The organism is Streptomyces sp. NBC_01775 (assembly GCF_035917675.1).
In the GTDB taxonomy this organism is placed as follows: Bacteria; Actinomycetota; Actinomycetes; order Streptomycetales; family Streptomycetaceae; genus Streptomyces.
In genome coordinates this window covers 4,038,254-4,057,372 of record NZ_CP109104.1, presented here as the reverse complement: position 1 = coordinate 4,057,372, position 19,119 = coordinate 4,038,254, and the positions used below count along the sequence as shown (strand labels likewise).

The window sequence follows — 19,119 nt, the reverse complement described above, 5'->3', positions numbered from 1 at the left end:
CGGGCGATCGTAGGCACGGAAGCGAGCCGGGCACGCGCGGATTCTCGGCTCAACTGCCGCGTGGCGCATACATGATCACCGCGACGCCTGCCAGGCAGACCAACGCACCTGTCACATCCCAGCGGTCCGGACGGAAGCCGTCCATCACCATTCCCCAGGCCAGCGAGCCGGCGACGAACACCCCGCCGTATGCCGCCAGGATCCGGCCGAAGTGCGCGTCGGGCTGGAGCGTCGCCACGAAGCCGTAGACCCCCAGCGCGAGGACTCCGGCGCCGATCCATGCCCAGCCCTTGTGCTCCCGCACCCCCTGCCAGACGAGCCAGGCCCCACCGATCTCGAAGAGCGCGGCCAGTACGAACAGCAGGGTCGAGCGAGCGACAAACATGGGCGCCAGGCTATGTGGGCCAGCCCGTCCACTCCGTCAGCGCCGCCTCCAGTCCTTCCGGTGCCGGGCCCTCGCCGGCCCAGGCTATGTAGCCGTCCGGGCGGATCAGGAGGGTGTGTCTCCCGGCGCCCGCCGACTCCTCGTGCACAAAGCGCGGGTCCTCCGCCCTGCTCGGTGCCCCGTGCGGGGTCACCAGCACGAACCGGCCCTCCCGCAGCGTCTCGTACAACCTGCCCGAGGCCAGAGCCAGGTCAGGGGCGCGCCTGCCTGCCAGCCGGTGAGAGCCGGGCCGCGCGGGATAGGACAGGCCGATCCCGGAGACCGTCATGATCGCGCGCTTGGCCATCGGCCGTATCCGGTTGACCAAGGAACCCGCGACAGTGCGCAGCGTGTGGCTGCCGGGGAAGTGCATCAGTGCGACCCGGATGATCGCCCCGCTTGTCCGCAGCACCACCTTGCCGACAGGGTGCCGCTCCGCCTCGTAGGTATCCAGCAGGGTGGAGGCCGAGGTGTCGTCAAGGACGGCGGTGAGCTTCCAGCTCAAGTTGGCGGCGTCCTGGAGCCCGGTGTTCATCCCCATTCCGCCGGCGGGGGAGTGGACGTGGGCGGCGTCGCCCGCCAGGAAGACCCGGCCGACGCGGTAGGCGGGCGCCTGCCGCTCGTCGCTGTGGAACCGCGAGATCCAGCGGGCGTCGTGCATCCCGAAATCCGAGCCCAGCGCGAGACGGGTGAACTCCCGCACCTCCTCCAGCTCGGCCGGGGCGCTGTCGGGGAGCTGGCGGCCCCGGCGCCATCCCATGACGCGGTACCAGCCGTCGCCGAAGGTGGCGACCAGTGCGAAGGCGCGCTCCGTGGCGTTGACCGTGAAGGGGGCCTTCGGCGGCTCTGCCAGCCGCACGTCGGCCAGCACTATCGAGCGGAGCACCGACTTGCCGGGGAACGGCAGCCCCAGCTCCTCGCGGACCTTGCTGTGCACCCCGTCGGCGCCGACGAGATACCGGGCGCGCAGCGTCCGCGCCTTGCCTCCCTCGCGGATGTCGGCCTCCACGCCGTGGGCGTCCTGGCGCAGCGCCGCCAGCTCCGCGCCGTGCCGGAAGACGACGCCCGCCTCCCGGGCCCTGCGCTCCAGCAGCCTCTCCACCTCGTACTGCCCCACCACGAGGACGATGGGGAAGCGCGTCGGCAGCGAGGTGGGGTCGAGGGTGGCGGTGCCGAACAGGCGCAGTCCCTCGACCGGGTGCCCGGCCTTGACCAGCTCGTCGGCCAGTCCTCTGGCGTCGAGCTGCTCCAGCGTGCGGGCATGCACGACCAGGGCGCGCGTGAGATTGCCGGCGGTGTCGTCGCGGCGCTCGATCAGCGTCACCCGGCGGCCCGAGGCCGCGAGGTCGCCCGCGAGCAGCAGGCCCGTCGGGCCGGCCCCCACGACCAGGACCTCCGCCTCCTGCTTCCCCGCTCCGTGCGTCTCCTGCGTAGTGCTGGTGCGTGCCATGACTGCCTCCCCGGGCTGGGCGCCCCTTCGGCGCCCGCTGGTCAACACCTGTTGGCACAACCGTAGCCAGGCCGGGCTGGCGCGTCAACACTTGTTGGCCTACAGTTGTTGACATGGATGGCACCGAGACCCGCACCGAGGCTCCAGAGCCCGCCCGCCGCTCCGACTCGACCCGCGCCGCGATCCTCCGCGCCGCGCGCGACAGCTTCGCCGCGGAAGGGTACGAGCGCGCCACGATCCGCCTCATCGCCCGGGAGGCCGGCATCGATCCGGCGATGGTGATGCGCTACTACGGCAACAAGGCCGGGCTCTTCGCCGCCTCCGTCGAGTTCGATCTGCGCCTGCCCGAAGCCTCCTATCTCCCCCGCGAGCACGCGGGCGCGGTGCTGGTGCGGCACTTCCTGAGCCTGTGGGAGGAGGACGAGGCGCTGAAGGCCATGCTGCGCGTGGGCGCGACCAACCCGGCGGGAGCCGAGAAGATGCGGGGCATCTTCCGCGACCAGCTCGGGCCGCTGGCCGAGGCGCTGAGTCCCGATCCCGACGAGGCCAGGACCCGGGCGGGGCTGGTGGCCTCACAGGTCCTCGGGATGGCCCTGTGCAGATATGTGCTGGAGCTGCCGCCCGTCGTCGCGCTGCCCCCGGAGGAGGTGGTCCGCTGGCTCGCGCCCACCGTCCAGGCCTATCTCGCGGGCGAGGCGCCGTCCCCTCCGCCACCCGAAGATGGCTGAGCGGGATGGCGCCCCGGGATCCGTGGGGTCCGGGCGGCGCTGCTCAGCAGCTGTCGGCTACGGGCTTGTCCGCGAAGCGGTCGCGCAGCCGGGAGACGGTGTCGCCCACCGCCGTCCGATCGGTCGTCGAATGGTCGCCGGGGTAGGTCTTCCACGCGGTCGGTATTCCCGCGGAGCGGTACGCCTTCCGGGGCGCGTCCTCCGCCTCGGTCGGGAGGACCTCGCCCGGCAGGGCGCGGTACCGGAAGACGGGGAAGTCCAGCTCGTGGCGGGCTCCGGAGCCCTCGGGTCCGACGCCCACGCCGAGCTTCCGGGCGTCCAGGACCTCGCCCCAGGTCCTGCCGTCCGTGCCGCGCGGCTTGTGCGGCCCCTTCAGGGAGTAGCCCTCATCGGGGAAGTTCCCGATCCGCTCGAACGGGAAGCGCGCCGGCGTGCCCGCCAGGCACGCCGACCTGGCCTTGACCGCGGCCTCCTTGCCCTTGGTGATCAGCGGCTCGTCGAACGGCAGCGCCGGGTGGCCCGCCGCGACGCCGTTCGCCCCGTCCGCGAGGGGCCCGGCGAGGGGCCCGCCGTTCAGCGACTCGGCGACGCTCTTCCGGCCGCCCGCGACGACTCGGCGACGGTCTTCCGGCCGCCCGCGACGTAGGGGCGGTCCGGCGGCTGGCAGCTGTCCTCGTCAGCCGTCAGCCGGCAGCCGCGTCACACCCGTCCGGCGTCCCGGCCGAGGCCCCTCCCGACGTGCCGTCCGGCGGGGCGGCCGACACCCCCGCACCCCCCTGCTGTCCCCCGCCGTCCCCAGGCCGTCCAGGTCGGCCGCCCCGGCGGCCGTCGTCATGCCGACCCCGCTCACCAGCACTGCGCGACAGCGGTCCAGCTGAGCGTTTTGCGGCCCTTCGTGCGGTTTCTCGTGTGTTTCTTCCTCGCCCTCACGGCATGCCCGTTCGCCATCAGTGCACCGTCAGGGGCCTTGACGGCTCCCGGTGCTGCGGCCCGTTCGATGGTGCCGAAGTTACGGACGGGGTGATTCCGTCGATAGATACGCCGGACAGGGTCCGGAACGCGTGAACTGTCCGGCTGTGGCAACGCCCGTACGTTCCGGATCTACAACGACCCCTTCCGTATACGCCCGGATGGGCGTCCCAGCCAGGCAAGGCCCCTAGGCTTACCGAGTTCTGCTGATCAAGGATCGTGGCCATGACATCTGATGGGAGGTCAATGCCCCTGATGACAAGGGAAGTTGGCTGACGAGTGTCTGGCTTTGGGCGCGCTATGTGACCGGATTACTTTCATTAAAGCCGGGTAGCGGCCCCCCGAACCGATGACTGGCATCCATGACGGCGTCCGATGCACAACGGAATGCCACGACGCGCGAAAGGTCCGGAATGTCCACCGGAGGAAGGGCGATAGGCAAACGTGAAACCTGAGACAGAGGAGGCCCCGGCCTTCAGCGGGGGACTGACCCGGGGCCCGCAGACGGACCGCGTCGTGTTCGGCGTCACAGCGCTGCTCACGCTCATCTTCGTCATCTGGGGCGCCGTCGCGACGGACTCCCTGAGCGACGTGTCCTCCGAGATGCTGACCTGGACGATGCACAACGGCGGCTGGGCCTTCGTGCTCGCCGCCACCGGCTTCGTGATCTTCTCGCTGTGGCTGGCGTTCAGCCGCTACGGCAAGATCACCCTCGGCAAGGAGGGTGAGGAGCCAGAGTTCAAGACGGTGTCGTGGATCGCGATGATGTTCAGCGCCGGCATGGGCATCGGACTGATGTTCTACGGCGTGAGCGAGCCGCTGAGCCACTTCACCGACGCCCCGCCCGGCACGAACCCGGCCAACGACGCGGACCGCATGGAGACGTCGCTGGCCACCACGCTCTTCCACTGGACGCTCCACCCGTGGGCGATCTACGCGGTCGTGGGTCTGGCCATCGCCTACAGCTGCTTCCGGCGGGGGCGCCGGCAGACGATCAGCGCGGTCTTCACCCCGCTCATCGGCGAGAAGGCGGCCAACGGCGGCATCGGCAAGGTCATCGACATCCTGGCGATCTTCGCCACGCTGTTCGGCTCCGCGGCCTCGCTGGGTCTGGGCGCGCTCCAGATCGGCAGCGGCATAGAGGAAGCGGGCTGGGCGACCAAGGTCGGCACCGGCGTGCTGGTCACCATCATCGCGGTGCTGACCGTGGCCTTCGTCTTCTCGGCCGTCTCCGGCGTCGAGAAGGGTGTCCAGTGGCTCTCCAACATCAACATGGTGCTGGCCGGGCTGCTGGTGGTCTTCCTCTTCGTCGCTGGTCCGACGATCCTGATGCTCAACATGGTGCCGACCTCGGTCGGCAGCTTCCTCGGTGACCTACCGCAGATGATCGGGCGCACCGACTCCTCCAGCGGTAAGGGCGTCGCGGACTGGCTGTCCGGCTGGACGGTCTTCTACTGGGCGTGGTGGATCTCCTGGACGCCGTTCGTGGGCATGTTCATCGCCCGCATCAGCCGGGGCCGTACCATCCGCCAGTTCGTCGGCGGCGTGATCCTGGTCCCCAGCGTCGTGAGCCTCATCTGGTTCTCGATCTTCGGCGGCACCGCCATGAAGCTCCAGTCCGACGGCACGAAGCTGGGGACGTCCCAAGAGGCGCAGCTCTTCAACGTGCTGGACCAGTACCCGATCGCCAGCGTCACCGGCTTCATCGTGATGCTCCTGGTCGGCATCTTCTTCGTCTCGGGCGCCGATGCGGCCTCGATCGTGATGGGCACGCTCTCGCAGAAGGGCACGATGGAGCCCAGCCGGGGCGTCGTCATCATCTGGGGTGTGCTCACCGGTGCCGTCGGCGCCATCATGCTGATGATCGGCGGCGGTGGTGACGAGGCGCTGGAAGGGCTGAAGAACCTCACCATTCTGGTGGCGGTGCCCTTCACTGTCGTGATGATCGGACTGTGTATCGCGCTCAGTAAGGACCTGCGCCGCGACCCGCTCATCATCCGCACCGAGCGGGGCGAGGAGGCGGTCGGCAGCGCGGTCGTCGCCGCCCACGAGCAGTACGGCGGTGAGTTCGAGTTCCAGATCGGCCCGGTCGACCCCGACGCGCCGAAGCTGGAGGCCGAGGTCCTGGACCAGGAGGTCGCCCAGGCCGTGGCCGACGTGGTCGTGGACGACGGCAACGGGAACAACGGCGGCGAGAAGAACACGTCGACCGACTCGGGTAAGGACTGACCCCGGGTTTCGGGTAAGGACTGACCCCGGGTAGGGACTGACCGGGGTCAGGACCGGCCCGGTATGTCACCGGCACCCTCGGGGTGCCGCACGGGCGTCCCGCCACCGCTCAGACGGTGGCGGGACGCCCGTGCGTCTGTCACGGGACGCCCGCATGCCGCTTCCGCGCCCAGAACAGCTTCTGGCCCAGCAGCGTCAGCGTCCCCGCCAGGATGATCCCCGCGAGGTTCACCAGCAGCTGGCCGAAGGAGCCCCAGGTCTCCGACATGCTGCCGTAGCTCAGCGCCAGCGCCGCGTTGGCGGCTGCCGGCACCGTGGTCACCGAGATCGCCACGCCCACCAGCGCACCGGACTTCGCCGAGGTCAGCGAGACGATTCCGGCCACCCCCGCCAGCAGCGCCACCACGAACGAGAGCGGGTCGGGCTTCCAGACGAACTCGCTGATCGGATGCGGCTTGTTGAAGTCCGCCCGCGAGAACAGCCCCAGCGCGTCCATCAGCAGGCCGAACGCCCCGGTGGCCAGCATCGCGAACGGGAAGCCCACCAGCAGCGCCGCCAGCGAGCGGCCCACCAGCCGCGCCCTGCGCCGTACCAGCCCGGTGCACACGCCCGCCAGCGGCCCGAACTCGGGGCCGACGACCATCGCGCCGACGATCAGGATCGCGCTGTCCGTCATGACACCGCCGGCCGCGATCATCGTGGCGACGGTCAGAAAGGTGAGGTAGGTGACCGTCAGCCGCGATTCCTCGTGCGTGGCCTCGGTCAGCGATTCCCACAGCACCGCGTCGACGCCCTCGCCCGGTGCCTCGTCCTCGGCACGGTCGGCGCGCTCGGACAGCGAGAGGTCGATGTTCTCCACGGAGATGGAACCGTGCTCGGCCAGGCCCAGCGCGCGCAGCCGGGCGAGCAGTTCGTCACCGGCCTCCCGGGCCACGTCGCACATGAGGACATCGCCGGCCGGATCCCGCGCCGCGCCCTCCAGTACAGCGAGGTGGGTGGCGCCGACGTTCGACTCCAGCAGGGCGAGGACTTCCGGCGTCCGGTCGGGCGGGCTGATCATCCGCAGGTGCAGCATGGCGGGCAGCGTAGCGGGCGGGACACCGGGAGGCCCCGGACGGGAACAGCGGCAATCAGCGGAAGCTCACGGCCACACCAGGATTCACGGCCGCACCGAACTCAGAAAGGCACCAAGGCTCCCGGCCACATCGGAATTCACGACCGCGCCAAGCTCAGAACCGCGCCAAGCTCAGAACCGCGCCAAACTCAGGAAAGCACCAAGGCTCACGGCCACACCAGGCAGTACGCCTGGTGGCCGGCCTCGTGGAGGCGGTCGGAGAAGTCCTGCCAGCGGTGCAGGAGCTGGTAGACGTTGTAGGCGTCCTGCGGACCGGCGCGGTCCGGGACGGTGGACCAGATGAAGGCCGCCGCGCCCACCGACTCCTCGCCGATGCCGCGCAGCGGGTCGACGACCGTCATGGGCAGCTTCACCACGGCGTAGTCGGGGTGCAGTACGACGAGTTCGAGCGGGGGGACGCGGTTGAGGGGTATGCCCTCGATCCCCGTCAGTACCATCGCCGCCATCGTCTCCGGCTTGATCTTGGTGAACATGCCGTGTCCCAGCTCGTCCCCGCCCAGCTCCTCCGGGCGCATCGAGATGGGTACGCGTGCGGCCGTGGCCCCGTCCGGCGCCCCGAAGTACTTGTAGGTCACCCCCACCCGGCCGCCACCCTTGCTGCTCGTGCTCTCTGCCGTGCCACCGCTGCTCGCCGGGCTGAGCCGCTCGACCGGGCTGATCCGCTCCGCGCGGCTGTCGCGCTCCGCGGTGCTCCCGCTCTCGGCCGCATCACGCCGATGGCGCCCCGGGGCGCGCCCCGGGCCAGTCTCCGAGGGGCCGGTCCCCTCTCCCAGTCCGCCACCGCGATGCATGTCACCACCCGACTGCTCATTCGAGCCGCACTGCCGACATCGTGCGACCCGATCATCGTGTCAGAGACCTCCCCGTCTCACGGACTGTGAAACGCCCCCAGCCCCCGCCGTGGAAGGCTCTGACACCATGGCTTTCGTGACTTACTCGTTCAGCGCCCCAGTATCGCAGTCGCTCTTCGAACGTGCCGCCGCCGTGACCCCGGGAGGCGTGAACTCTCCGGTCCGCGCCTTCCGTGGTGTGGGTGGTACGCCCCGGTTCATGGTGTCCGGCAAGGGTCCCTACCTCACCGACGCGGACGGCAGGGAGTATGTCGACCTCGTCTGCTCCTGGGGGCCGATGATTCTCGGCCACGCGCACCCGGAGGTGACCGAGGCCGTCCAGCAGGCCGTGGCGCGCGGAACCTCCTTCGGTACGCCTGTCGAGGACGAGGTCGCGCTCGCCGAGGAGATCGTCGAGCGGATCGACCCCGTTGAGCAGGTACGACTCGTCTCCTCCGGCACCGAGGCGACCATGTCGGCGATCCGGCTGGCGCGCGGGTTCACCGGCCGGGCCAAGGTCGTCAAGTTCGCCGGGTGCTACCACGGGCACGTCGACGCGCTGCTGGCCGCAGCCGGGTCCGGGGTCGCCACGCTCGGCCTGCCGGACACCCCGGGCGTGACGGGGGCGCAGGCGGGCGACACGATCGTGCTGCCGTATAACGATCTGGACGCGGTCCGGGAGGCGTTCGCCGCGCACCCCCGGGAGATCGCCTGTGTGATCACCGAGGCGTCGCCGGGCAACATGGGCATCGTCCCGCCGCTGCCCGGCTTCAACCAGGCGCTGAAGGACCTGTGTACGGCGGACGGCGCGCTGTTCGTCTCCGACGAGGTGATGACCGGCTTCCGGGTCGGCGAGCGCGGCTGGTTCGGCATCGACGGCGTCGTCCCCGACCTGATGACGTTCGGCAAGGTCATGGGTGGCGGCTTCCCCGCCGCGGCGTTCGGCGGGCGCAAGGACGTCATGGAGCGCCTCGCACCGGCCGGGCCGGTGTACCAGGCGGGCACCCTGTCGGGGAACCCGGTCGCCACCGCCGCGGGCCTCGCCCAGCTGCGGGTGCTGGCCCGTGACGACTTCGCCGCCTACGCCAAGGTCGACGCCGCGGCCCGCCAGGTGCGGCAGCTCACCGCCGAGGCGCTTACCAAGGAGGGCCTCGCGCACACCGTGCAGACGGCGGGCAGCATGTTCTCCGTCTTCTTCGGCGAGTTCGGCGAGTCCGGGGTCACCAACTACGAGGACGCCAGGCGGCAGGAGTCGTTCCGCTTCACCGCCTTCTTCCACTCGATGCTCGCTCAGGGCGTGTATCTGCCGCCCTCGGGATTCGAGTCCTGGTTCGTCTCCGCGGCGCACGACGACGCGGCGCTCCAGCGGATCGCCGACGCGCTGCCCGCCGCCGCCCGCGCCGCCGCCGAGGCGGTGGCTGCATGAGCGGCGAGGGTGTGAGCGCCGAAGGCGTGGAGGGCAGGGGCGCACGGGACAAGCACGACAAGACGGTCACCGTCGTCCATGTGATGCGGCACGGCGAGGTCGAGAATCCGGAGGGCATCCTCTACGGGCGGCTGGACGGCTACCACCTGTCCGACCTCGGCCGCCGGATGGCCGACTGCGCCGCCGAACATCTGGAGGGGCGCGACATCACCCATGTCGTCGCCTCGCCGCTGGAGCGCGCGCAGGAGACGGCCACGCCCGTCGCCAAGGCGCACGGCCTGGACGTCGCCGCCGACGAGCGGCTGATCGAGGCGGGCAACGTCTTCCAGGGCAAGACCTTCGGCGTCGGGGACGGCGCGCTGCGCAGGCCGGAGAACTGGCGCCATCTGCGCAACCCCTTCCGGCCCTCCTGGGGCGAGTCGTACATCGACCAGGTCGTGCGGATGCGCGCGGCGCTGGAGAGCGCCAAGGACGCGGCGCGCGGACACGAGGCCGTGTGCGTCAGCCACCAGTTGCCGATCTGGACGCTGCGCAGCTTCGTCGAGCGCCGCAGGCTGTGGCACGACCCGCGCCGCAGGCAGTGCACGCTCGCCTCGCTGACCAGCTTCACCTTCCTCGGCGACAAGATCGTCGCGGTGGGGTACAGCGAGCCGGCCCGCGATCTGGTGCCGCCGCACCTGCGTGCCGGTGCCAGCCGTCCCAAGAAGGGACAGAGCAAGGGGTTCGGCGCCTGAGCTGGGACGAAGGCGGCCCGCAGGGGGGAGCAGGGGGGTGCGGAAGATCCCACAGATGCTCATGCGAAACTTTTCACATGAGCCAGATCCGCGCTTCCCGCCGCCTCACGCTGCTGGCCGCAGGGGCCGCCGTGGGTGCGCTGCTGCTGTCCGCCTGCGGCGGTGAAGAGACCGGATCCTCCTCGGGTGACACCAAGTTCGTGCAGGGTACGGGCCAGATCACCAAGGTGGCCAGAGGCAAGCGCACTTCCGTTCCCGACCTCAAGGGCCCCTCGGTCGACGGCAAGAAGCTGAAGCTGTCCGACTACAAGGGCAAGGTCGTCGTGCTGAACGTATGGGGCTCGTGGTGCAGCCCCTGCCGTGCCGAGGCCCCCAACCTGGCCAAGGTCGCCCGCTCCACCAAGGGCAAGGACGTCCAGTTCCTCGGCATCAACACCCGCGACCTGGACAAGGCCAACGCGAAGGCGTTCGAGCGGAACTACGAGATCGACTACCCGAGCTTCTACGACCCCAGCGGCAAGCTCATCCTCAAGTTCCCCCGCAACACGCTCTCCCCGCAGGCCATCCCCTCCACCCTCATCCTCGACAAGGACGGGAAGGTCGCCGTGCGGGCGCTGAAGGAGCTGAGCGAGAAGGAACTGCGCTCGGCCCTCGACCCCCTGCTCGCGGCGAAGTGACCCCGTCATGACCTCTCTCGCGGCAGCAGGAATGAACGAGACCGTACTCAACGGCGCTCTTCTGCTCGCCCTGCCCGTCGCCCTGCTCGGCGGCCTGGTCTCCTTCTTCTCGCCCTGCGTGCTGCCGCTGGTGCCCGGTTATCTGTCGTACGTCACAGGCGTCAGCGGCACCGATCTGGCCGAGGCGCGGCGCGGGCGGATGTTCGCGGGGGCCGGGCTGTTCGTCCTCGGGTTCACCGCCGTGTTCGTCTCCGGCGGGGCGCTGTTCGGCGGCTTCGGCGCGGTCCTCCAGGACAACCGGGCCGTCATCTCCAAGGTGATGGGCGGCCTGACGATCCTGCTCGGGCTGGCGTTCATGGGGGCGCTCGGTCCGCTCTCGCGCTTCACCTCGCGGGAGTTCCGCATCCACAAGCGCCCCGGCATAGGGCTGGCGGGCGCGCCGATGCTCGGGGTCCTCTTCGGCATCGGCTGGACGCCCTGCATCGGCCCGACGCTCGCCGCCGTGCTCACGCTCTCCTCCAGCCAGGCGAGCGCGGAGCGCGGCGCGCTGCTGACGGTGGCCTACTGCCTGGGCCTGGGCGTGCCGTTCGTCCTGGCGGCCCTCGCCTTCCGCCGGGCGCTGGGGGCCTTCGGCTGGGTGAAGCGGCATTACGTGTGGGTCATGCGGATCGGCGGCGGGATGCTCGTCGCCGTCGGCGTCCTACTCGTCACAGGCATCTGGGACCGGATCGTGTACGAGATCACGGTCTGGTCGTCCGACTTCACGGTGGGGATCTGATCCATGAGCACGACCGGCACCGGCACGGACGCCGGGAAGACCCCCGGCACGGATGCCGGGAACACCAGCGGGCCGGACGCGGAGGGCGAGGCCCGCGAGCAGGCGGCCACCGCCCAGCTGTCCACGGCCCCCAGCGAGGAGCGGCTGAACGTTCCCTCGCTGGGCCCGCTCGGCTGGCTGCGCTGGTTCTGGCGGCAGCTCACCTCGATGCGGGTGGCGCTGATCTTGCTGTTCCTGCTGTCGATGGGCGCCGTCCCCGGCTCGGTGATCCCGCAGACGCCCGTGGACGCCACCAAGGTCGAGCGCTTCCACGAGCAGCACACCACCTTGGCGCCGCTCTACGACAAGCTCCAGCTGTTCGACGTCTACACCTCGGTGTGGTTCTCGGCGATCTACATCCTGCTGTTCATCTCGCTCGTCGGCTGCATCGTGCCCCGCACCTGGCAGTTCGTCGGCCAGCTGCGGGCCCGTCCGCCGCGCGCCCCGCGCCGGCTGGACCGGATGCCCGTCTACGCCACCTGGCACACCGAGGCGGAGCCGGAGAAGGTGCTGGACGCCGCGGGGTCGCTGCTGGGCGGCAGGCGCTTCCGTACGCACCGGCACGGCGACGCGGTCGCCTCCGAGAAGGGCTATCTGCGCGAGGCGGGCAACCTGCTCTTCCACATCGCGCTGATCGTGCTGCTGCTGGCCTTCGCCGCCGGGCAGCTGTGGAAGGCCGAGGGCGGCAAGCTGATCGTGCAGGGTGACGGCTTCTCCAACACCCTTACGCAGTACGACGACTTCAAGTCGGGCTCGCTGTTCACGTCCGACCAGCTCGATCCCTTCGGCTTCCGGCTCAAGAACTTCCACGCCTCCTACCAGGAGAGCGGCCCCAACAAGGGCACGGCGACCGACTTCCGCGCCGACATCGGCTACTGGCAGGGCGCGGACGGCAAGGAGAAGAGCTCCACCATCAAGGTGAACCACCCCCTGGAGCTGGGGGACTCGAAGGTCTACCTGCTGGCCAACGGCTTCGCGCCGGTCGTCAGCGTCAAGGACGGCAAGGGCCGCACCGCCTACAAGGGCCCCGTCCCCTTCCTCCAGCAGGACAACAACCAGACCTCCAGCGGCGTGGTGAAGGTCACCGACTACGTCGACGCCAAGGGCCGCAAGGACCAGCTCGGCTTCCAGGGCTTCTTCGTGCCCGACTTCGCCCCCAGCAGCGGGACGATGTTCTCCCAGTCGCCCAGCTTGAAGAACCCGGCGATGTTCCTGACCGCCTACCACGGCAACCTGGGCGTCGACGGCGGGCCGGCGCAGAACGTGTACCAGCTGGACACGAAGAACATGAAGAAGTTCAAGGACAAGGACGGCGGCCCCTTCGCCAAGAAGCTGATGCCCGGCCAGACGATGAAGCTGCCGAAGGGCGCGGGCAGCCTCAAGTTCGAGGGCGTCAGGAAGTGGGCCAACTTCCAGGTCACCCACCAGGTCGGCAACGGCTGGGCCCTCGGCGGCGCCCTCACCGCCATCGCCGGTCTGGCCGGCTCGCTCTTCATCCAGCGCCGCAGGGTGTGGGTGCGTGCGACGTCCGGTGAGGACGGGCGTACGGTCGTCGAGATGGCCGGGCTCGGACGCAGCGAGTCCGCCAAGCTGCCCGAGGAACTCGCGTCCCTCGCCACCGACATGCAAGGCGCGGCCCCCGTCGCGGCCGACGAACCCGCCGTCGACTCCGCCGGCACCGTCGATACCGACGACGCCGCGGAACCTGACGACGCCGCCGAACCCGACGAACCCGCCGATCCTGCTGAAGCCTCCGAAGGAGCAGGCAAGTGACCTTCCTCGCAGCCGAACCCAACGAGCAGCTCGCCCAGATCAGCAACTATCTGATCTATTCGGCGATGGCCGTCTACGTCCTGGCCTTCTTTGCCTACATCGCCGAGTGGACGCTCGGCGGGCGCAGCAAGGTCGCCCGCACGGCGGCGGCGCTCACCAGCGACGCGCGCGCCGGTGAGGGGGACGAGGACGAGGGGAAAGCCTCCGCCGTCCCCGCACAGAGCGGGGTCTCCGTCCAGGTGAAGTCGCAGGCCGGCACGGCCGTCCTGGAGAAGTCGGCGGCGGCGAAGCCGGGCGGCCCCAAGATTGTCACCCGCTCCAGCGCGGGCAAGCGCGGCGACCTGCCCGACGGCCCCGGCGCCGCCGGCGGCGACGTGCAGGGCGACATGTACGGGCGGATCGCGATCTCGCTCACCGTGCTGTCCTTCCTGCTGCACGCGGGCGGGGTGCTGACCCGCTCGCTGTCGGTGCAGCGCGCCCCCTGGGGCAACATGTACGAGTTCTCGACGGCCTTCTCGATGGTCGCCGTCGGCGCGTACCTGGCCTTCCTGCTGGCCAAGAAGGACATCCGCTGGATGGGGCTGCCGCTGGTCACCACCGTCCTGCTGGATCTGGGCCTGGCGGTCAGGGTCTTCTACACCGACAGCGACCAGCTCGTGCCCGCGCTGCACTCCTACTGGCTGTGGATCCACGTCTCGCTGGCCATCATCTGCGGCGCGCTCTTCTACCTCGGCTTCGTCGGCTCCCTGCTCTACCTGTTCCGGGATTCGTACGAGACCAAGCTGCTGCGGGGCGGCAAGCCCGGAAAGCTGGGCACCTCGATCATGGAGCGGCTGCCCTCCGCCGACTCCCTCGACAAGTTCGCCTACCGCATCAACGCGGCGGTCTTCCCCTTCTGGACCTTCACCATCGTCGCGGGCGCCATCTGGGCGGGCGACGCCTGGGGCCGCTACTGGGGCTGGGACCCCAAGGAGGTCTGGTCGTTCATCACCTGGGTCGCCTACGCCTGCTATCTGCACGCGCGTGCCACGGCGGGCTGGAAGGGGCGGAAAGCGGCATATCTCGCACTTCTCGCTTTCGCCTGTTTCCTTTTCAACTACTACGGTGTGAACGTCTTCTTCAACGGCAAACACTCGTACGCGGGGATCTGAGTCGGCAGACCCGTGCGTGCGGGGTGAAGGTGGAGCTATGAACACCGACAGCCCAGCCCCCACGGTGCCGTACGGCATCCCGTACGGCACGGCACGCAGCAGCCCTGGAGGCGACGCGCACACGATCGGCTTCGAGCTGGCGTTCCCACGCCCGGTGGACAACGTGTGGGAAGCGGTCGCCACCCCCGGTGGCCTGCGGGGCTGGCTGGCCTCCGCCGACCCCTTCGAGCCGGGCCCCGGCGGAGCGGTGACGCTGCGCTGGCTGGACGGGGGAGACGGCGCGGAGCCCGACGGGCCGGCGGCCACCGGTCGGATCACCGCCTGGTCGCGTCGGCGGCTCGCGGAGTACACCGTCGGGACCCGCGGCTCCTTCGGCTTCACCCTGAAGGGCGCGGCCGACGACGACCGTACCCGGATCCGCTTCCGCAACGACTTCACCGGCGACGCCGCCCGCCTGCTGGACCGCCTCGCCGGATGGCACCACCACTTCGAACTGCTCCGGGAAGAACTCGACGGCGCCCCGGCCTCCGGCACGGCATGGGCCCCGGCTCGCGTCACGGCCCTCCGGGCGGTCTACGCCGACCGCGGCCCGGAAACCGAGTAGGGGACACTTCGGGCCTCGCCGAAAGTTCTACCGCCGGGAGGGCGGTGCCCACCACCATGAGCGTGGGGCTGCGGGGGGCAGCCAACTCGCTCATCCTGCGCGGCGGACACGGGGGGCCGCGCAGGATGGGCCGGTTGCCGTCCGTACAGCACTGCCGCGATCCGTACAGCACTGCCGCGAGGCGCCCTGGCACTGACCCTCGTCAGCGGCGGCACTGACTCTCGTCAGCGGCCCTCGTCAGCCCTCGTCGCGGTCCCTGCGCGGGGGCTCGGGGGCGGCGTCCGGGTTCTCGGAAGCGGGTGTGTCGGGCTTCTCGGGGGCCGGGTCCGGCTCGGGCGGCGGGCCGCTCTCGCCGGAGGCCGGGGGCTGGTCGTCCTTGCCCAGCGACTTCAGGAAGTCGGGGTTGTCGTCGGGGGCGACCCAGCGCCGCTCCTGGGGACGGGTCGCGCCGTACGGCGCGTTGCGGCGGGGGCGGCCGACCGCGAACCAGGCGACGGGCCCGAGGAGCACCTGCCCGAACAGCAGGATGACGATCACCCACACCACCTTGGGCAGCTTGCGCACCTCGTTCTCGGGCGTGTTGAGACAGTCGATGAACGCGTAGATCCACACGGCCAGGATCAGAAGGAACGGCAGATACCTGATCACGCGGAACGCCCCCTGGGTGCGAGTTGCCGCCGGACTGGTGCGGTGCGGTGCGGACCCCCGGTGCGCGGGTGCCCACAGGCCCAGCGTAATGGGCCGCGCCATGGCCCCCGCGCTCAGGGCGCAGGCATCGGCGAGGATACTGGGGCGTATGGCATACGACGATCTCCGCTCGTTCCTGCGGGCGCTGGAGCGAGACCGTGACCTCAAGCGCGTCAGGGCCGAGGTGGACCCGCACCTGGAAGTCGGGGAGATCGTCGACCGGGTCAACAAGGCCGGCGGGCCCGCGCTGCTCTTCGAGAACGTCAAGGGCTCCTCGATGCCGCTGGCGATGAACGTCTTCGGCACCGACCGCCGCCTCCTCAAGGCGCTGGGGCTGGCCTCGTACGACGAGATCACCGACAAGATCGGCGGGCTGCTCAAGCCGGAGCTGCCGCAGGGCTTCGTCGGATTCCGCGAGGCGTTCGGGAAGCTCGGCGCGATGGCGCACGTGCCGCCCAGGAAGGTCAAGGACGCGCCCGTCCAGGAAGTCGTGTACCAGGGCGACGGCCCCGACGGCGTGGATCTCGACAAGCTGCCCGCGCTGTTCACCTGGCCCGAGGACGGCGGCTCCTTCTTCAACCTCGGCCTCACCCACACCAAGGACCCCGAGAGCGGCGTGCGCAACCTGGGCCTCTACCGGCTCCAGCGCCACGACCGGCGCACCATCGGGATGCACTGGCAGATCCACAAGGACAGCCGCAACCACTACCAGGTCGCGGCGCGGCGCGGCGAGAAGCTGCCCGTCGCCATCGCGTTCGGCGCACCGCCCGCCGTCACCTACGCCTCCACGGCCCCGCTGCCCGGCGACATCGACGAGTACCTGCTCGCGGGCTTTCTCCAGGGCAAGCGCGTCGAGATGGTCGACTGCAAGACCGTGCCGCTCCAGGTGCCCGCCGCCGCCGAGGTGGTGCTGGAGGGCTGGCTGGAGCCCGGCGAGATGCTGCCGGAGGGCCCGTTCGGCGACCACACCGGGTTCTACACCCCGCAAGAGCCCTTCCCCGCGCTGCGCATCGACTGTGTGACGACGCGGAAGCGCCCGCTGCTCCAGTCCATCGTCGTCGGCCGGCCGCCCACCGAGGACGGGCCGCTGGGGCGGGCCACGGAGCGCTTCTTCCTGCCGCTGCTCAAGATCGTCGTCCCGGACATCGTGGACTACCACCTGCCCGAGTCCGGCGGCTTCCACAACTGCGCGATCGTCGCCATCGACAAGCGTTACCCCAAGCATGCGCAGAAGGTGATGCACGCCATCTGGGGTGCGCACATGATGTCGTTGACCAAGCTGATCGTGATCGTGGACAAGGACTGCGACGTGCGGAACATGCATGAGGTGTCCTGGCGGGCACTCGGCAACGTCGACTACGCCCGGGACCTCACCGTGGTCGAGGGTCCCGTCGACCACCTCGACCACGCCTCCTACCAGCAGTTCTGGGGTGGCAAGGCGGGCATCGACGCGACCCGCAAGCTGCCCGAGGAGGGCTACACCCGCGACGGGGGCTGGCCGCACATGGTCGAGTCCGACCCCGGGGTCGCCGATCTGGTGAGCCGCCGGTGGACGGAGTACGGCCTGTGAGCAGCACGGCGGAAGGAGTCGTCGGACCGGGGCCGGGACCGGGGGCCGATGCCGGACGGGTGCGGGCGTTCTTGCGGCTCGTGGTCATCGAGCACTCGGTCTTCGCGCTGCCGTTCGCCTACACGGCGGCGCTCACCGCGATGTTCCGCGACAGCCGCAGCGTCCACTGGTGGGAGCTGTTCCTGGTGACCGTCGCCATGGTCGGCATGCGGACCTTCGCGATGGCCGCGAACCGGATCATCGACCGCGAGATCGACGCCCGTAACCCGCGCACCGCGGGCCGGGAGCTGGTGACCGGCGCGGTGTCCGTGCGGACGGCCTGGACCGGTGCCGCCGTCGCCGTGGTGATCTTCCTGGGCGCCTGTGCGCTGCTCAACCCGCTGTGCCTGGCGCTCGCGCCGGTCGCCGTGATCCCGATGGTGGTCTATCCCTACGGGAAGCGCTTCACCAATCTCCCGCACGCCATCCTGGGTCTGGCCCAGGCCATCGGGCCCGTCGGCGCCTGGCTCGCGGTCACCGGCAGCTGGTCGTGGGAGGCCGCGGTGCTCGGGCTGGCCGTGGGCATCTGGATCGGCGGCTTCGACCTGATCTACGCCTGCCAGGACGTGGCGGCCGACCGGGCCCACGGCGTGAAGTCGGTGCCCGCCCGCTTCGGCACGGCGGCGGCCATCCACGCCACCCGGGCAGCGCACGGGGTCACCGTGGCGCTGCTGGTGGCCTTCGGGCTGCTGACGGAAGCGGGGGTCTTCTACTGGCTGGGGCTGCTGATCGTCACTGCCGCCTTCGGCTACGAACACACCATCGTGCGCCCGCACGACCTTTCCCGGCTGAACCGGGCCTTCTTCCAGGTCAACAGCTTCATCGGCATCGCGTTCTTCCTCTGCGCGCTGCTCGATCTGTTCGCACGCGGCCTCGTTGGCTAGTGCCGTGACCGGCAATGTTTGCCCGGAAGGAGCGTCGTCCGGTGCGTGCGATCGCAAGGCGGCCGGAAGCCCTTGTAGCGGAGCTACCAGGGCTTTTGGCCAACGCCGCGAGCGTGCGTGCCGGGCGGCGCGACGGGGCAAAGCTTGCCGGGAGGGGCACTAGCGCCGGCCGGCGGGTGCTGAGCAGGGGGTGCCCCTGGCTGTGCTTTGCAGAGTGCGGGTGCCTATGCGCTGGGCGCGCAGTTCCCCGCGCCCCTTCGGGGCCCTTCGGGCCCTCCGGGGCTCGCCTCCGTAGAGCGGCTCAGTGCCAGGCGGGCTTGTCCTCGCCGACGGCGCGGGCCTCGGCCGTCAGGCGGGCCGCCAGGATGCCGCCGACCAGGCCGAACAGATGGCCCTGCCAGGAGACGCCGGAGTTGCTGGGCAGCACGCCCCAGAAGAACGTCGAGCCGTAGACGACGGCCACGACCGAGCCGACGGCGAGATCGGTTATCCGGCGGTCCACGAAGCCGCGCGCGAGCAGATAGCCGAAGAGGCCGAAGATCAGGCCCGAGGCGCCCGCGGTGTTACTGCTCTCGGGGGCGGTGAGCCATACTCCCAGGCCGCTGGTCACGATGATGATCAGCGACGTCGCCAGAAAGCGTCCCGTGCCGCGCAGGGCCGCCAGGAAGCCGAGGACCAGCAGCGGCAGCGTGTTCGCCGTGAGGTGCCCGAATCCGAAGTGCATGAAGGCGCTGGGGACCACATCCACCAGCTCGCCCATACGGCGCGGCTCGACGCCGAAGGTGTCCAGCGCGTTCCCCGAGGCCTGGTCCACCACCTCCAGCACCCACAGCAGTGCCACCCAGCCCACTATCAGCTTCCCCGCCGCCATGGCCTTGGCGCCCGAGCCGATCGCCATGCTCGCCTCCCTCGTGAGGAGCTCCCACCATCAGGACGTACAACGGCACACGGCGTGCCGTCGGTTCCCGTCCTGCCGAACCCCGTTGTCCTCC

Annotated in this window: 18 protein-coding genes; 11 read left to right on the top strand and 7 right to left on the bottom strand. The window is 70.3% G+C overall.

Annotated features, from left to right (window positions below; translation table 11 throughout):
* Positions 1–49: 49 nt before the first annotated feature.
* Both OHB04_RS18065 and OHB04_RS18060 read right to left on the bottom strand, forming a co-directional pair.
* The gene (locus OHB04_RS18065; protein ID WP_326688726.1) at positions 50–385 is read right to left on the bottom strand and encodes a YnfA family protein; all 336 of its coding nucleotides are present in this window, start codon (positions 383–385) and stop codon (positions 50–52) included.
* A 10-nt stretch (positions 386–395) separates the two neighbouring features.
* Complete coding sequence (locus OHB04_RS18060) at positions 396–1,874, bottom strand: FAD-dependent monooxygenase (protein WP_326807802.1); 1,479 nt, start codon at positions 1,872–1,874, stop codon at positions 396–398.
* 113 nt (positions 1,875–1,987) lie between these two features.
* On the opposite strand from OHB04_RS18060, the gene OHB04_RS18055 reads away from it, so the two are divergent.
* Positions 1,988–2,602, top strand: coding sequence for a TetR/AcrR family transcriptional regulator (locus OHB04_RS18055; protein WP_326688724.1), 615 nt, complete (start codon positions 1,988–1,990; stop codon positions 2,600–2,602).
* A gap of 43 nt (positions 2,603–2,645) precedes the next feature.
* Here the strand turns inward: OHB04_RS18055 and OHB04_RS18050 are convergent, their stop codons facing one another.
* Positions 2,646–2,903, bottom strand: coding sequence for a hypothetical protein (locus tag OHB04_RS18050; protein ID WP_326688723.1), 258 nt, complete (start codon positions 2,901–2,903; stop codon positions 2,646–2,648).
* A 1,112-nt stretch (positions 2,904–4,015) separates the two neighbouring features.
* Between OHB04_RS18050 and OHB04_RS18045 the strand changes: the two genes are divergently transcribed.
* Positions 4,016–5,800: a BCCT family transporter gene (locus tag OHB04_RS18045; protein ID WP_326688722.1), complete on the top strand. Its 1,785-nt coding sequence runs from the start codon at positions 4,016–4,018 to the stop codon at positions 5,798–5,800.
* 139 nt (positions 5,801–5,939) lie between these two features.
* Here OHB04_RS18045 and OHB04_RS18040 read toward each other — a convergent pair whose 3' ends face one another.
* Positions 5,940–6,875 (bottom strand): DUF389 domain-containing protein, encoded by a 936-nt coding sequence (locus tag OHB04_RS18040; protein WP_326807801.1) that lies wholly within the window; start codon positions 6,873–6,875, stop codon positions 5,940–5,942.
* A 206-nt stretch (positions 6,876–7,081) separates the two neighbouring features.
* On the bottom strand, positions 7,082–7,594 hold the full coding sequence (locus OHB04_RS18035; RefSeq protein WP_405807465.1) for a hypothetical protein: 513 nt from the start codon (positions 7,592–7,594) through the stop codon (positions 7,082–7,084).
* A gap of 259 nt (positions 7,595–7,853) precedes the next feature.
* Here OHB04_RS18035 and hemL point away from each other — a divergent pair, with 259 nt between their 5' ends.
* The 7 genes from hemL (at position 7,854) to OHB04_RS18000 (ending at position 14,947) form a co-directional block, all read left to right on the top strand.
* Positions 7,854–9,191 (top strand): glutamate-1-semialdehyde 2,1-aminomutase, encoded by a 1,338-nt coding sequence (hemL, locus tag OHB04_RS18030; RefSeq protein WP_326807800.1) that lies wholly within the window; start codon positions 7,854–7,856, stop codon positions 9,189–9,191.
* Positions 9,188–9,925 (top strand): histidine phosphatase family protein, encoded by a 738-nt coding sequence (locus OHB04_RS18025; RefSeq protein ID WP_326807799.1) that lies wholly within the window; start codon positions 9,188–9,190, stop codon positions 9,923–9,925. The genes hemL and OHB04_RS18025 overlap by 4 nt, the downstream gene beginning before the upstream one ends.
* 77 nt (positions 9,926–10,002) lie before the next feature.
* The gene (locus tag OHB04_RS18020) at positions 10,003–10,602 is read left to right on the top strand and encodes a TlpA family protein disulfide reductase (protein WP_326688717.1); all 600 of its coding nucleotides are present in this window, start codon (positions 10,003–10,005) and stop codon (positions 10,600–10,602) included.
* 7 nt (positions 10,603–10,609) lie between these two features.
* Complete coding sequence (locus OHB04_RS18015; RefSeq protein WP_326688716.1) at positions 10,610–11,380, top strand: cytochrome c biogenesis CcdA family protein; 771 nt, start codon at positions 10,610–10,612, stop codon at positions 11,378–11,380.
* 3 nt (positions 11,381–11,383) lie between these two features.
* On the top strand, positions 11,384–13,192 hold the full coding sequence (resB, locus tag OHB04_RS18010; RefSeq protein WP_326688715.1) for a cytochrome c biogenesis protein ResB: 1,809 nt from the start codon (positions 11,384–11,386) through the stop codon (positions 13,190–13,192).
* Positions 13,189–14,343 (top strand): c-type cytochrome biogenesis protein CcsB, encoded by a 1,155-nt coding sequence (ccsB, locus tag OHB04_RS18005; RefSeq protein ID WP_326688714.1) that lies wholly within the window; start codon positions 13,189–13,191, stop codon positions 14,341–14,343. Before resB ends, ccsB begins: the two co-directional genes overlap by 4 nt.
* Before the next feature lie 37 nt (positions 14,344–14,380).
* The gene (locus tag OHB04_RS18000) at positions 14,381–14,947 is read left to right on the top strand and encodes a hypothetical protein (RefSeq protein WP_326688713.1); all 567 of its coding nucleotides are present in this window, start codon (positions 14,381–14,383) and stop codon (positions 14,945–14,947) included.
* A 237-nt stretch (positions 14,948–15,184) separates the two neighbouring features.
* Here OHB04_RS18000 and OHB04_RS17995 read toward each other — a convergent pair whose 3' ends face one another.
* On the bottom strand, positions 15,185–15,697 hold the full coding sequence (locus tag OHB04_RS17995) for a PLD nuclease N-terminal domain-containing protein (protein ID WP_405804974.1): 513 nt from the start codon (positions 15,695–15,697) through the stop codon (positions 15,185–15,187).
* A 46-nt stretch (positions 15,698–15,743) separates the two neighbouring features.
* Here OHB04_RS17995 and OHB04_RS17990 point away from each other — a divergent pair, with 46 nt between their 5' ends.
* Together OHB04_RS17990 and mqnP are read left to right on the top strand one after the other, a co-directional pair.
* Positions 15,744–17,204 (top strand): menaquinone biosynthesis decarboxylase, encoded by a 1,461-nt coding sequence (locus tag OHB04_RS17990; RefSeq protein ID WP_326688712.1) that lies wholly within the window; start codon positions 15,744–15,746, stop codon positions 17,202–17,204.
* The gene (gene mqnP, locus OHB04_RS17985; protein ID WP_326688711.1) at positions 17,201–18,127 is read left to right on the top strand and encodes a menaquinone biosynthesis prenyltransferase MqnP; all 927 of its coding nucleotides are present in this window, start codon (positions 17,201–17,203) and stop codon (positions 18,125–18,127) included. Before OHB04_RS17990 ends, mqnP begins: the two co-directional genes overlap by 4 nt.
* A gap of 301 nt (positions 18,128–18,428) precedes the next feature.
* On the opposite strand, the gene OHB04_RS17980 is transcribed toward mqnP, so the two are convergent.
* Entirely contained in the window at positions 18,429–19,025 is a 597-nt protein-coding gene (locus OHB04_RS17980; RefSeq protein WP_326688710.1) for a rhomboid family intramembrane serine protease, read from the bottom strand.
* Positions 19,026–19,119: the final 94 nt, after the last annotated feature.

What these genes read in the sequence shown, in the direction of transcription:
- OHB04_RS18065 (WP_326688726.1), bottom strand. Translation starts at nt 385, where the DNA reads ATGTTTGTCGCTCGCTCGACCCTGCTGTTCGTACTGGCCGCGCTCTTC.
- OHB04_RS18060 (WP_326807802.1), bottom strand. Translation starts at nt 1,874, where the DNA reads ATGGCACGCACCAGCACTACGCAGGAGACGCACGGAGCGGGGAAGCAG.
- OHB04_RS18055 (WP_326688724.1), top strand. Translation starts at nt 1,988, where the DNA reads ATGGATGGCACCGAGACCCGCACCGAGGCTCCAGAGCCCGCCCGCCGC.
- OHB04_RS18040 (WP_326807801.1), bottom strand. Translation starts at nt 6,875, where the DNA reads ATGCTGCACCTGCGGATGATCAGCCCGCCCGACCGGACGCCGGAAGTC.
- hemL (WP_326807800.1), top strand. Translation starts at nt 7,854, where the DNA reads ATGGCTTTCGTGACTTACTCGTTCAGCGCCCCAGTATCGCAGTCGCTC.
- OHB04_RS18025 (WP_326807799.1), top strand. Translation starts at nt 9,188, where the DNA reads ATGAGCGGCGAGGGTGTGAGCGCCGAAGGCGTGGAGGGCAGGGGCGCA.
- OHB04_RS18020 (WP_326688717.1), top strand. Translation starts at nt 10,003, where the DNA reads ATGAGCCAGATCCGCGCTTCCCGCCGCCTCACGCTGCTGGCCGCAGGG.
- OHB04_RS18015 (WP_326688716.1), top strand. Translation starts at nt 10,610, where the DNA reads ATGACCTCTCTCGCGGCAGCAGGAATGAACGAGACCGTACTCAACGGC.
- resB (WP_326688715.1), top strand. Translation starts at nt 11,384, where the DNA reads ATGAGCACGACCGGCACCGGCACGGACGCCGGGAAGACCCCCGGCACG.
- OHB04_RS18000 (WP_326688713.1), top strand. Translation starts at nt 14,381, where the DNA reads ATGAACACCGACAGCCCAGCCCCCACGGTGCCGTACGGCATCCCGTAC.
- OHB04_RS17995 (WP_405804974.1), bottom strand. Translation starts at nt 15,697, where the DNA reads ATGGCGCGGCCCATTACGCTGGGCCTGTGGGCACCCGCGCACCGGGGG.
- OHB04_RS17990 (WP_326688712.1), top strand. Translation starts at nt 15,744, where the DNA reads ATGGCATACGACGATCTCCGCTCGTTCCTGCGGGCGCTGGAGCGAGAC.
- OHB04_RS17980 (WP_326688710.1), bottom strand. Translation starts at nt 19,025, where the DNA reads ATGGCGATCGGCTCGGGCGCCAAGGCCATGGCGGCGGGGAAGCTGATA.